General features: G+C 41.2%; 10 protein-coding genes, 1 tRNA gene and 1 other RNA gene. 3 read left to right on the forward strand and 9 right to left on the reverse strand.

What is annotated here, in order from left to right; genetic code table 11:
- Nucleotides 1–42: 42 nt before the first annotated feature.
- From HW098_RS08125 to HW098_RS08140, 4 genes are all read right to left on the reverse strand, one after another.
- On the reverse strand, nucleotides 43–2,346 hold the full coding sequence (locus HW098_RS08125) for a DNA translocase FtsK (RefSeq protein ID WP_345789777.1): 2,304 nt from the start codon (nucleotides 2,344–2,346) through the stop codon (nucleotides 43–45).
- Nucleotides 2,347–2,434: 88 nt separating this feature from the next.
- Nucleotides 2,435–4,387 carry a fructose-specific PTS transporter subunit EIIC gene (locus HW098_RS08130; RefSeq protein ID WP_176139791.1) on the reverse strand — a complete coding sequence of 651 codons (1,953 nt, stop codon included), beginning with the start codon at nucleotides 4,385–4,387 and terminating at the stop codon, nucleotides 2,435–2,437.
- The gene (gene pfkB, locus HW098_RS08135) at nucleotides 4,384–5,295 is read right to left on the reverse strand and encodes a 1-phosphofructokinase (RefSeq protein ID WP_176139792.1); all 912 of its coding nucleotides are present in this window, start codon (nucleotides 5,293–5,295) and stop codon (nucleotides 4,384–4,386) included. The genes HW098_RS08130 and pfkB overlap by 4 nt, the downstream gene beginning before the upstream one ends.
- Complete coding sequence (locus HW098_RS08140; protein WP_000920654.1) at nucleotides 5,292–6,032, reverse strand: DeoR/GlpR family DNA-binding transcription regulator; 741 nt, start codon at nucleotides 6,030–6,032, stop codon at nucleotides 5,292–5,294. The genes pfkB and HW098_RS08140 overlap by 4 nt, the downstream gene beginning before the upstream one ends.
- 161 nt (nucleotides 6,033–6,193) lie before the next feature.
- On the opposite strand from HW098_RS08140, the gene HW098_RS08145 reads away from it, so the two are divergent.
- A tRNA-Ser gene (locus HW098_RS08145) sits at nucleotides 6,194–6,281 on the forward strand.
- Nucleotides 6,281–6,451: a hypothetical protein gene (locus HW098_RS08150; RefSeq protein ID WP_176139730.1), complete on the forward strand. Its 171-nt coding sequence runs from the start codon at nucleotides 6,281–6,283 to the stop codon at nucleotides 6,449–6,451. Before HW098_RS08145 ends, HW098_RS08150 begins: the two co-directional genes overlap by 1 nt.
- Nucleotides 6,452–6,466: 15 nt before the next feature.
- On the opposite strand, the gene ssrA is transcribed toward HW098_RS08150, so the two are convergent.
- Nucleotides 6,467–6,814, reverse strand: a transfer-messenger RNA (tmRNA) gene (gene ssrA / locus HW098_RS08155).
- Between the two features lie 540 nt (nucleotides 6,815–7,354).
- On the reverse strand, nucleotides 7,355–8,464 hold the full coding sequence (cozE, locus tag HW098_RS08160; RefSeq protein WP_050079225.1) for a cell elongation protein CozE: 1,110 nt from the start codon (nucleotides 8,462–8,464) through the stop codon (nucleotides 7,355–7,357).
- A gap of 102 nt (nucleotides 8,465–8,566) precedes the next feature.
- Here cozE and pbp3 point away from each other — a divergent pair, with 102 nt between their 5' ends.
- Nucleotides 8,567–9,808: a D-alanyl-D-alanine carboxypeptidase PBP3 gene (gene pbp3, locus HW098_RS08165; protein ID WP_176139793.1), complete on the forward strand. Its 1,242-nt coding sequence runs from the start codon at nucleotides 8,567–8,569 to the stop codon at nucleotides 9,806–9,808.
- A gap of 84 nt (nucleotides 9,809–9,892) precedes the next feature.
- Here the strand turns inward: pbp3 and sufB are convergent, their stop codons facing one another.
- From sufB to HW098_RS08180, 3 genes are read right to left on the reverse strand one after another with little or no spacing between them, the layout of a single operon-like run.
- Nucleotides 9,893–11,305 carry a Fe-S cluster assembly protein SufB gene (gene sufB, locus HW098_RS08170; protein WP_000797051.1) on the reverse strand — a complete coding sequence of 471 codons (1,413 nt, stop codon included), beginning with the start codon at nucleotides 11,303–11,305 and terminating at the stop codon, nucleotides 9,893–9,895.
- A 57-nt stretch (nucleotides 11,306–11,362) separates the two neighbouring features.
- Nucleotides 11,363–11,803, reverse strand: a complete 441-nt coding sequence (sufU, locus tag HW098_RS08175) for a Fe-S cluster assembly sulfur transfer protein SufU (protein WP_175880057.1) — start codon at nucleotides 11,801–11,803, stop codon at nucleotides 11,363–11,365.
- Nucleotides 11,790–13,016, reverse strand: a complete 1,227-nt coding sequence (locus HW098_RS08180) for a cysteine desulfurase (RefSeq protein ID WP_176139794.1) — start codon at nucleotides 13,014–13,016, stop codon at nucleotides 11,790–11,792. The genes sufU and HW098_RS08180 overlap by 14 nt, the downstream gene beginning before the upstream one ends.
- Nucleotides 13,017–13,023: the final 7 nt, after the last annotated feature.

The raw sequence follows: 13,023 nt of genomic DNA on the forward strand, positions 1-13,023 counted from the left end.
CAGTAAAATAACTTCCCTCCAAACTTGGAAAGAAGCTATTTTTTATTGTTGCAATACTTTTCTTGGTTTGGTACCTTCAGCTGGACCAATGACACCTGCCATCTCCAGTTCTTCCATGAGACGAGTCGCACGGTTAAAGCCAACTGACAAACGACGCTGAATCATAGATGCGCTGGCTTTCTGAGTTTCGATTACCAAAGACTTGGCTTCTTCAAAGAGCGGATCACCACCAGATTCACCATCTGAAAATTCTCCGTCATTTTCAGAAACCTCACCTGGATCAAAACTCTCATCGTAGTCCGCATCTGCCTGAGCCTTAATGAAGTTTACGATGCGCTCGACATCATCATCCGAGATAAAGGATCCTTGCAAACGAACTGGATGATTTTCATCGATTGGTTTAAAGAGCATATCTCCACGTCCAAGCAGTTTCTCAGCTCCATTTTCATCCAAGATGGTGCGCGAGTCTGTACCTGATGATACCGCAAAAGCCACTCGAGATGGGACATTGGCCTTGATTAGACCAGAGATGACATCAACGGATGGACGCTGAGTTGCAAGAATCATGTGGATACCTGCAGCACGCGCCTTCTGTCCCAAACGGATGATAGCGTCTTCCACTTCCTTGCTGGCCACCATCATAAGGTCAGCCAACTCATCAACAATCACGACAATGAGCGGTAGCGGAATCTGCTTGTACTCAGACTGGGCATTGAACTCTTCTACCTTGGCATTAAAGCCTGCAATATTCCGAACTCCCACCTTGGCAAAGAGTTCATAACGATTTTCCATTTCATCCACAACCTTTTGCAGAGCCTTGCTAGCCTTACGTGGATTGGTCACAACTGGAATCAAGAGGTGGGGAATATCATTGTAAACAGACAACTCAACCATCTTGGGATCGACCATCATAAATTTAACTTGATCGGGTCGAGCTTTCATGAGAATGCTGGCGATAATGCCGTTAACCGCTACTGACTTCCCTGAACCTGTTGAACCTGCGACGAGCAAGTGGGGCATTTTGGAAAGGTCAAAAGCTCTTGCACTGCCATTAACAGCCTTTCCTAAAGGAATTTCCAAGAGATTTTCTGCTTTAGTTTGAGATTGTTCCCATAGTTCGCGGAAGGATACAGTCGCAATCTCAGAGTTGGGTACTTCGATTCCAACTAAGGATTTCCCTGGGATAGGTGCTTCGATTCGGACATCCTTAGCAGCCAAGGCTAGAGCGAGGTCATCTGCTAGATTGGAAATGCGGTTGACCCGTACACCCACTGCTGGCTTAACTTCATATTTAGTCACCGATGGTCCAATTTCGGCCCGTTCAACTGTTACCTTAATACCAAAGCTAGCAAAGGTTTCTTCTAGAATTTTGATATTTTCCCGAACGATTTTCTTCTCTTTAGACTGGTCTTTGGGTTTATCTGGGGCAAAGAGTTGTAAGCTTGGAAGTTTGTATTCGAGGGCTTCCTTGGCTGAAAAATCGACCTGAACATCTTCATCGTCAGAGCCATCTTCCTGTTCAGGGAATTCAAGTTCAGCTTGAGGCAGGATGATTTCTGGTTCCATCCACTCTTCTTCTGGAACAGGAGGAACGTCAAGCACAACATCATCAGTCAGAATTTCACCCGTTTCCATATCAACAGGAGGTAAATCGAGTAAGGCTTTTTCAGCCGCTTCTTTTTCTAATCTAGCCTCTTCCTCAGCCTTTTGACGAGCTTTTTCTTCTTGTTTAACAAAGCGTTCCTCTTTTCGACGCTCATGTCCTTCTCGCCATTTGGCAAATCCTCTACTGAAGAATTCAGCAATATCATAAACAGACCAAGGACTGACTAGGAGGGCACCCACTAAAATCAAGATAGAACCAATAAAGTAAGTACCGATATTTGAAAAGAGAAAGGCGGTTGGCATATAAAGAGCGACCCCAATCAAGCCCCCTCCAGCAAAACTGGTCGTTCGAAAACCAGTTAAATCCGTTACAACCTGAGCCATGGTTCCTTTTAAAACCGACTTATCCAAACCATATTTCCAAACCAAGTAGGCTTCAAAAATCAAGAGCAAGCCTGCAAATATGGTGAAAAAGCCAGATAGGAGCCCTTCCTGTTTTCGTATCCACTTGAAAAAGAAGAGATAGAGTAGGATGCCAAATATTGCCAGATAAGCTAGGCTCCCCACCAGCAAGCGTATTAAATTGTAAAGGGTTATACCTGCAGCCCCTAATTTGAAGGCTGCGAAAATCAATAAAAGTGCGATTCCCAACGAAATCAACATTCGTTGAATCGCTTCTTTTCTTTCGAGTTCTGCTTTAGACGGTCTCCGTCTTGTTTTACTTGTATTCTTGTTTGCCATTCTTCTATTATACCATATTTCACAGGCATTTCGGAAAGAGAAAAAGACTGCACCAAACGGTCCAATCTTTTCATTTTCTATCTAAGTTTTATGCTTGTGGTTTGCGTAGGTAACCATAGACCACACCACTTACGATTGCTCCTACCAAGACAGCAACAAGGTAAAGGAGAGCATTTGAAGTAAGGGCGATAACGAAGATTCCTCCGTGTGGCGCCATGAGTTTGATCCCAGTAAGACCAACGAGTCCACCTGCTACTGCTGAACCAAGAATGAAACTTGGGATCGCACGAGCTGGGTCAGCGGCACCAAATGGAATTGCTCCCTCAGTGATAAATGACAAGCCCATGATGATGTTTGTTAAACCAGAGTTGCGTTCTTCCTTAGTAAATTTATCTTTGAAAAGAAGAGTTGCGACAAAGATTGCAAGTGGTGGCACCATTCCTCCAGCCATAACTGCTGCCATAGCTACAGAACCACCTGAAGAAACAGTCGCTGCAAGCGTACCTGTACCAAAGACATAGGCAGCTTTGTTAACTGGTCCACCCATATCGACAGCCATCATTCCACCAAGGACGATACCGAGAAGGACAGCTGAACCGCCTCCAAGACCTCCTAGGAAGTTATTCATAGCAGTGTTGATTGCGGCCATTGGGATATTCACAGCTAGCATGACAAATCCAGTCAAGATTGTTCCAAGAAGTGGCAAGAGAAGAATTGATTTTGCACCTTCAAGTGAACGAGGAACTTTAACGTATTTCTTGATAGCAAGCACTAAAGCACCTGCGATAAATCCACCAACAAGGGCACCTAGGAAACCAGATGAGACACCTGCAAGAGTTGACGTTGCTTCACCACCTGCGGCATAAGGAATTTTACCAAAGGCAAAACCTTCTTTGGCAATAGCACCAGCCACGAAACCTGCTACCAAACCTGGTTTTTCAGCAATAGAGTAGGCAACATAACCTGCAAAGACTGGAAGCATCAAACCAAAGGCAGCTCCACCAATTTTCATGAACATAGAAGCTAGCTCATGATAGGAACCAAGATTACCAAGATTTTCATTCGGAACACCCAAAGCACCATCAATCAAGAAGGCAAGGGCAATCATGATACCACCACCGATAACGAATGGCAACATTTGAGATACACCACTCATCAAGTGTTTGTAGAAGGCACCACCAAGGCTTTGTTTTTCGTTAGAGGTTGTTGCAGCTTTGGCTCCATCAGCGGTACGGTAGACTTCAGCATCTCCTGAAAGAGCCAAGTTAATCAATTCTTCCGTCTTACGGATACCGTCAGCAACTGGACGATTGATCAATGGTTTACCATCGAAACGATCCATTTCTACAGCCTTATCTGCTGCGATGATAACAGCTTTAGCCTTACGAATGTCTTCCGCAGTTAGTTGGTTACCAACACCGCTAGCACCGTTGGTTTCGACCTTAATTCCAACACCCATTTCAGCAGCCACTTTTTGAAGGGCTTCTTGGGCCATGTAAGTGTGGGCAATACCTGTTGTACAAGCTGTAACAGCCACGATAAAGTCACCAGAGTCATTAGCAGGTACTTGAACAGGTTCCTCAGTTTTTTCTGAAGCTTGGTCAAAAAGCTCAATGACTTGGTCAGCTGATGTTGCTTGACGAAGTTTATCAGCAAAACCGTCTTTCATCAAGTATTGAGACAATTCTGCCAAGGCTGCCAAGTGAGTGTCATTTGCACCTTCTGGAGCCGCAATCATGAAGAAGAGGTCAGTTGCTTGTCCATCCAAGCTCTCGTAGTCAACACCCTTGTTTGACTTGGCAAATAGAACTGTCGCTTCTTTTACAGCGGCATTTTTGCTATGAGGCATTGCGATACCGTCTCCTAAACCAGTAGAAGTCAAGGCTTCACGCGCCAAAATACCTTCTTTAAATGTTTCAAAATCTGTCACATAACCGTGGTCTGTCAAACTTTTAATCATCTCTTCGATGACAGCTGTTTTTTCAGTTGCCTGCAAATCCAGCAACATAACATCTTTTCTCAATAGGTCTTGAATTTTCATCGTTTTTCTACCTCAACTTTTTCATATGTTTCTTTAATAAATTCCGCTGTTGCCAAGTCATCAGAGAAAGTAGTTGCCGTTCCACAAGCTACTCCCCATTTGAAGGCTTCTACTGCGTCTTTTGATTTGACAAATTCACCTGTAAATCCAGCGACCATAGAATCACCAGCCCCAACTGAATTTTTCACTGTTCCCTTGATTGGTTTAGCAAAGTAAGCTCCCTCAGATGTGACAAGAAGGGCACCATCACCAGCCATAGAGATAATGACGTTTTGAGCACCTTTAGCCAGTAACTCACGAGCGTATTTCTCAATTTCATCTAAACTTTCGAGTTTAACTCCAAAGATAGCTCCAAGCTCGTGATTATTTGGTTTGACCAAGAGTGGCTGATAGTCCAAACTATCAATCAAGGTCTGTCCTTCAAAGTCACAAACCACTTGCGCACCCGTTTGACGCGTCAAGGCAATCAAATCCTTATAGATGACATTGCCTAGATTTTTAGCACTTGAACCCGCAAATACAACCGTATCTTCTGCTGTCAGACTCGATAAAATAGCTTTCAACTCTTCTAGCTGAGCCGGTTCAACAGTTGGGCCCGTTCCGTTGATTTCTGTTTCTTGGTCTGCTTTAATCTTGACATTGATACGAGTATCTTCTGCTACTTTGACAAAACGCGTCTCGATTTCTTCCTCTGCCAGAGTATATGTGATAAATTCACCAGTAAAGCCACCGATAAATCCAGTCGCTGTATTTGGAATATCCAAGCGTTTCAAGACACGACTGACATTGATTCCTTTCCCACCAGCAAACTTATCATCACTGTCCATACGATTGACACTACCAACTTGGACTTGGTCCAAACGAACGATATAGTCAATGGATGGATTGAGTGTGACTGTATAAATCATACTTCTATTACCTCCGTTTTCTCCTTAATAGCCTGCAAGAGCTCATGCCCTTGACTTGTGATAACGATGGCGCGTTTGAGTGGTGCTACCTTGGCAAAGCAAGTTTGTCCAATTTTTGACGAATCGACCAAGACATAGGTCTGTTTGGCATTCTCTAAAATAGCACGCTTCACAGCCCCCTCCTCCATATCAGGAGTCGTATAATAGCCATCATCCACACCATTCATCCCGATAAAGGCACGGTCAAAGTGCAATTGGTTAATCTGGTTAAGAGCAACGCCCCCGATGCTAGCATCTGTCGCCATCTTGACACTTCCTCCAACCATGACAGTTGGAATCTGCTTTTCAACCAACTGAGCGGCATGATGAATAGAGTTGGTCACAACTGTGACATTTTTATTAACCAATTCATGAATCAAAAATGCTGTAGTTGTTCCAGCATCAATAAAGATGACATCTTGTTCCTTGATGAGAGAGGCCGCCTTCTGAGCCAACAACTTCTTCTCTTGAAGGTTTTTGACAGATTTTTCTTGAATGGTTTCTTCTTCCTGCAAGGAGTGAGGCAATTCTGCTCCACCATGCACGCGACGAAGCTTGTTTTCTGCTTCCAACTCATCCAAGTCTCTTCGAACCGTTGATTCTGACGTTTCTAACAAACTAACTAATTTTTCTAGAGAAACTACATGATGTTGATTTAGCTCCTCTAAAATCAGTTGCTTCCGCTCTGTTTTTAACACCGAATCACCTCCTGTTATTGTTTACACTATTCATTCTATCATACTTTATTTCAAAGTCAAGCATTTTTTATCATTTTCTTTCAAATTCTATCATTTTTCTTATTTCCAGAATTTTTATTGCAAGATAAGAGCCTTTATGGTAGACTATTGGAGTAAGTATTGGAAGATTACTCAAGAGGCTTAAGAGGCCGTGTTGGAAACGCGGTAGGCGTGTAACAGCGTGCGTGGGTTCGAATCCCATGTCTTCCGTGAAAAAGAAAAATTATTTTTTGGATGCAACAAATGTTGTATCTTTTTTTATCGCTTTTTTTAAAATAGGGTCTGTTTTAGGGTCTGCCTTTTTCGCAAAAGAATATCAAGGAATACCAAAGATAAAAATAAAAAACGTTGATTTAACAACGTTTTACCAAGGAATGTAAAAGAATACAAAGGAATAATGGAGCCGGTGGGAGTCGAACCCACGTCCAAACACCTGCCAACATATTTGTCTACAACCATAGGTTATGTATTAGTTTAACAATCCCTCGACACATAACTCAAGCCTAGAAACTGCGAGTCTATCAATCTCTTATCAAGCCGCTAGACAAGACTTGATCGTATCTCGCTAATAATAAGACCTGTCATTGAACACGAGCAATCCAAATCGGGTCACGCCTGCTGGTTTTTAGGCAGCTAGAGCGTAAGAAGTGTTATTTTTTGCAGTTATATTTAACTGAGCGTTTACGTCGCCACACGAGTCGCAAAATATGCCTCATAATGCCTGTCGAATCCGTAACGACCCCAAAAGACAATAAAACCATTATACCTTATCTAACTCAAAAATGCAAAAAGAAATCACATACCTAAAAAAGATACTATTCGAGAAATTTAGCAAACTGGGAGACTAACTACAATTTTCTCAGTGCATAACTTTACGATTGTGAGTAGAACTTACGAAAGCCAATTAACACATACCTAAGAGGAAGCTATGTGTTTTGAAGAAATTCACTAAGAAAATTATTCTAAAATACTTTCAGATGAGAATTTTCCTACTCTCTTTGTTTCAATTCATTTGAGTTTAAAAACTATAAAATCAATCCTTATATTATTCGGACTACGTTTTACTTGTTGTGCTAAAATAAATAGGTTTCATTCGAACTTTAATAGACTATGAAAACCAGTGGAACTTACCCTGACACGGAATTCCACTGGTTTTTTCGATTTTTATCAGATTACCTTCTACTATTCTTAGCTGTGAAAATTAGTTTAGGACTTTAACTTATTTTCAATCTTCTAATCTAAAGGCCACTTCCAGTAAGGAAAAATCAGGAATTTCCTGACTTTTACTTAGCTAATTCTCTTTCTCGTTCTTTCATGATTTTATGATTTTCATACAAACGGGATAAGAACTTAGAAATTTCTTTTAAGATAGAATAGGTTGGCACTGCGACAATCATTCCAACTACACCATAGATATTGCTTGACAACAAAAGTAAAACCAAAATCGTGATTGGATGAACCTTCATAACACTTCCTACGATTCGAGGATATAAGATATTACCATCTACTTGCTGAACAACAAGCATATAAATCACTGCAATCAGCATTCTATGGGGATCAGTGAATATATTTGCGATGATCATAGGAATCAAACCAATACTTGGCCCCACATAAGGAATTAAATTGGCTACACCAGAAAAAATAGCAAAAACTAAAGCATATTTTAAACCAATAATACTATAGCCAATATAAGCCAAACAACCTATAATGATTGCGTCAATCGAAACTCCACTAATATAGCGAGCAATCGTCGCATTTAAATTCTTTAATAAGCCTGCAATATGCAAGCGATCCCTCTTTAGAATCGTTCTTTCAAGCATGGGCAAGAATTTATGTCCATCTAATAAGAAATAAACCAAAAAAACTGGAGTCATAATCAAAATCAAAACAGTACTGATAAGAGCTGACAAGACGCTCCCCACACTATTTGATACGCTATTTAGGATATTTTGAAGAATATCAACATAGGATAAGTTTAACTGCTGAATTGTAGCTTCTACATCCAAATTCTGGAGCGCAGGGTAATTAGATAAATCTATGATTAAGTCTTGTACTCGACTATAAATAGTTTGACTAGATATAATCAAACTAGATAACTGATTAATCAAAATAGGTAAGAGATAGACAACACCTATGACCATTCCCCAGACCAAAGCACACAAGGTAATTAAAATACCAAGTAAACGATTGAGTTTACAGACTTTATTTAAGAAAGTAACAATAGGGTTTGTCAAATAATAAAGAAAGCCCCCTAATAAAAATGGAATCATAATTGTATTAAGCACACTAACAAAAGGGTTAATCAAAGACCCCATCTGTCTCCATAGGTAAAAGATGATTGTTAAGAGTAAAATTTCTGTGGTCCAAAAAAATAATTTATTTCTACGAAACATGAGTTACCTCCCTCACTCTATTTTACCATATTTTCAAAAAGCTTAACGGATGAATTATTAAAGCAAGAATATTTTTTTTCTTTATGATAGAATAAGACTACTATGAAAAAAATATTTTTAACTTTATTAACTGTCTCCCTTTTAGGAGGTGCTTCTACTGTTGCTGCTCAAGATTTTAATATTGCTGCAAAACATGCCATTGCTGTTGAGGCAAATACTGGTAAAATTCTCTATGAGAAGGATGCAACGCAACCTGTCGAAATTGCTTCCATAACAAAATTGATTACTGTTTATCTGGTCTATGAAGCTCTGGAAAATGGAAGTATCACACTATCCACCCCAGTAGATATTTCTGATTATCCTTATCAATTGACGACAAATTCTGAAGCCAGTAATGTTCCTATGGAGGCCCGTAATTATACTGTCGAAGAGTTACTTGAAGCAACTCTGGTATCTAGTGCCAACAGCGCCGCTATTGCCCTAGCTGAGAAAATTGCTGGCTCAGAGAAAGACTTCGTTGATATGATGCGGGCCAAACTCCTGGAATGGGGAATCAAAGATGCCACGGTTGTCAATACAACTGGTCTGAACAACGAAACTCTCGGAGATAACATTTACCCAGGGTCTAATAAAGATGATGAAAATAAGCTCAGTGCTTATGATGTCGCTATCGTTGCCCGCAACCTCATCAAAAAATACCCACAAGTCTTGGAAATCACCAAAAAACCTTCTTCTACTTTTGCTGGAATGACAATTACTTCAACCAACTACATGTTAGAAGGTATGCCTGCTTACCGTGGTGGTTTTGATGGGCTAAAAACAGGAACAACAGATAAGGCTGGAGAGTCTTTTGTTGGTACTACTGTCGAAAAAGGCATGAGAGTCATCACAGTTGTTTTAAATGCAGACCATCAAGACAATAATCCCTACGCTCGGTTTACAGCTACATCTTCCCTAATGGATTATATTTCTTCTACATTTACACTTCGAAAAATCGTTCAGCAAGGCGATGCCTATCAAGATAGCAAAGCCCCTGTACAAGATGGAAAAGAAGATACGGTAACTGCAGTGGCCCCAGAGGATATCTATCTAATTGAACGTGTTGGGGGTCAATCTTCCCAATCTATTCAATTCACACCTGATTCTAAAGCAATCCCAGCACCACTTGAAGCTGGAACAGTGGTTGGCCATTTGACTTACGAAGACAAGGATTTGATTGGTCAAGGTTACATTACCACAGAACGTCCTAGTTTCGAAATGGTTGCAGACAAGAAAATTGAAAAAGCCTTCTTCTTAAAAGTTTGGTGGAATCAGTTTATCCGATTTGTTAATGAGAAATTATAAAAAAATCGCGGTTTAAAAACGCGATTTTTTTATTACAAGTTCATCTTCAAAGTCCTTGATTTTGGATAAATCTAAAATCAAATTTTATCCGACTGATCCTTCCATCTCATAGCTAATCAAACGGTTAAGTTCAACTGCATATTCCATTGGAAGTTCTTTTGTAAAGGGCTCTACAAATCCCATAACAATCATTTCTGTCGCTTCTGATTCTGACAATCCACGGCTCATGAGGTAATAGAGTTGCTCTTCTGAAATCTTAGAAACCTTAGCTTCATGTTCCAAAGCGACTTGCGAGTTATGAATTTCATTAAATGGAATAGTATCTGATGCTGACAAGTCATCCATGATAATGGTATCACACTCGATGTGAGAAACAGATTTCTTAGAGTTCTTGTTAAAGGTTACTTGACCACGGTAGTCAACCTTACCTCCACCTTTAGCGATGGATTTAGACACAATAGACGAGCTTGTATGTGGAGCATTGTGGATCATCTTGGCACCAGTGTCCTGGTGTTGCCCTGCATTAGCAAAGGCAATAGAAAGCATAGTCCCACGCGCCCCTTCTCCATCAAGGTAAACAGATGGGTATTTCATGGTAGTCTTTGCACCCAAGTTTCCATCAATCCACTCAACAGTGGCATCTTTTTGAGCTTTAGCACGTTTGGTTACCAAGTTATAGACGTTATCAGACCAGTTTTGGATAGTCGTATAACGCATATAAGCTCCATCCAAGGCAAAGATTTCTACAATGGCAGCGTGCAAACTGTTGCTTGAATAAGTTGGCGCTGTACATCCTTCTACGTAATGGACACTTGCTCCCTCATCAACGATAATCAAGGTACGTTCAAACTGACCTGTATTTTCGTTGTTGATACGGAAGTAAGTTTGAAGCGGAATATCTACCTTGACACCTTTTGGCACGTAGATAAAGGTTCCACCTGACCATACTGCTGAGTTGAGGGCTGCCAACTTGTTATCTGTCGGCGGTACCAACTTAGCGAAGTATTGTTTAAACAAGTCTGGGTATTCCTTGAGGGCAGAATCTGTATCTGTAAAGATGATACCTAACTTCTCAAATTCTTCCTTCATGTTGTGGTAAACCACTTCTGACTCATACTGGGCAGAGGCACCGGCTAAATAAGCACGCTCAGCTTCCGGAATCCCGATACGTTCAAAGGTTTCTTTAATTTTTTCAGGAACCTCATCCCATGAACGAGCTGGCTTATCAGATGGTTTTTGATAATAAATCAGGTCATCAAAATCAATCTCTGACAAGTCTGCTCCCCAAGTTTGCATAGGCATTTTTTTGAAGGTTTCATAAGACTTCAAACGGAATTCTAACATCCACTCAGGTTCTCCCTTAGCAGCTGATAGTTCACGAATGACATCTTCATTCAATCCTTTTCCTGTCGATAGGACAGGCTCTACATCATCATGGAAACCAAATTTATATTCACCAAGATCAATTGGTTTTGGTTCTACTCTTTCTTCAGCCATAATATCCTTTCTTTCATTCTTCATTTCTACTGATTCATAAGACAAAAGAAACTTGTCTTATTGTTTTTCTTGATTTTCAATTGTTTTCTTAAGGGCATTCCAAGCTAGGGTTGCACACTTAATTCGTTGAGGAAATTTAGCAACACCTAACAAGAAGCCTGCATCGCCTAGTTGGTCTTGGTGTTCATCTTTTTGCCCTTGAACCATTTCAGAAAAAATAGTCGCAAGTTCTAATATTTCTTGTTTGGTTTTTCCTAAAACGGCATCCGTCATCATGCTAGCAGAGGCAGTCGAGATGGTACAACCTGAGTTTAGAAAAGCGATATCCTCCAAGCGGTCATCTGCATCAAACTTGACGGAGAGATTGATAACATCCCCACAGGTCGGATTGTTGAGACTGATTTGCTCAGCGTCTTCTAACTTCCCTTGGTGATGTGGATTTTTCGAATGGTCTGCTACCACTGCCATATAAAGGCTATCTAGTTTAGAAAGTGCCATTGAAAAACTCCTTTGTCTTTTGTAAGGCATCGACTAGCTTGTCGCAATCTGCCTTGGTATTGTAGATATAAAAACTTGCACGAGCTGTTGCTCGAACATCCAAATACTGAAGCAAGGGTTGCGCACAGTGGTGACCCGCACGAACGGCTACTCCCTCATAATCCAAAGCAGTCGCTAGGTCGTGAGGATGGAGATCACCTAGGTTAAAGGCAATAACACCCGAACGTTGAGCCAAGTCCTGTGAACCATAAATGGTCAGTCCTTCAATCGCCTGCAGTTTTGGATAGACGTATGCAATCAATTCCTGTTCATGAGCTTCAATCTCATCCATACCAATGTTTTCTAGGTAATCCACTGCTGCTGCAAGTCCAATGGCTCCTGCCATATTTGGCGTTCCAGCCTCGAATTTCCAAGGTAATTCCTTCCAACTAGCAGATTGCTCGTAGACAAAATCAATCATCTCGCCGCCAAATTCAAGGGGTGACATTTGTTCTAAATACTTCTCTTTTCCGTACAGAACACCGATACCAGTCGGACCAGCCATCTTGTGACCTGAAAAGGCAAAGAAGTCCACATCCAAGTCCTGGACATCGATCTGCATATGAGGCGTAGATTGAGCACCATCCACCACCATGATGGCACCAACTTGGTGGGCCATTTGAGTAATTTCCTTAATTGGATTGACGACACCAAGAACATTTGAAGCATGAGCAAGGGAGACAAACTTAACCTTATCAGTCAATTTAACTCGCAAATCCTCCATATCCAAGGCACCGTCCTTAAGATAGACATAGACAAGCTCTGCCCCAGTCTTACGGCAGGCTTCCTGCCATGGAATGATATTGGAATGGTGTTCCATGACGGAAATCAAGACCTGGTCTCCCTCAGTCAAGACTTCCTCAGCATAACGCGCTACCCAATTAAGACTGGTTGTCGTTCCTCTAGTAAAGAGAACTTCCTTTGTAGAACCTGCATTGATAAACTTAGCAATGGTTTCACGAGCCGCCTCATAGGAAGCTGTCGCCCGTTCTGCCAAGGTATGAACACCGCGATGAACATTGGCATTGTCCTGCTCATAGTAGCGGTTGATTGTTTCCAGAACTGCTAGTGGTTTTTGTGTCGTCGCAGCATTGTCCAGATAGACCAACGGTTCATCGTTGACAATCTGGTCTAAAATTGGAAAATCCTTGCGAATCGCTTCTACATCTAACATAGGCTAC

The sequence above is a fragment of the Streptococcus sp. 1453 genome (assembly GCF_013276955.1).
Classification (GTDB): Bacteria; Bacillota; Bacilli; order Lactobacillales; family Streptococcaceae; genus Streptococcus.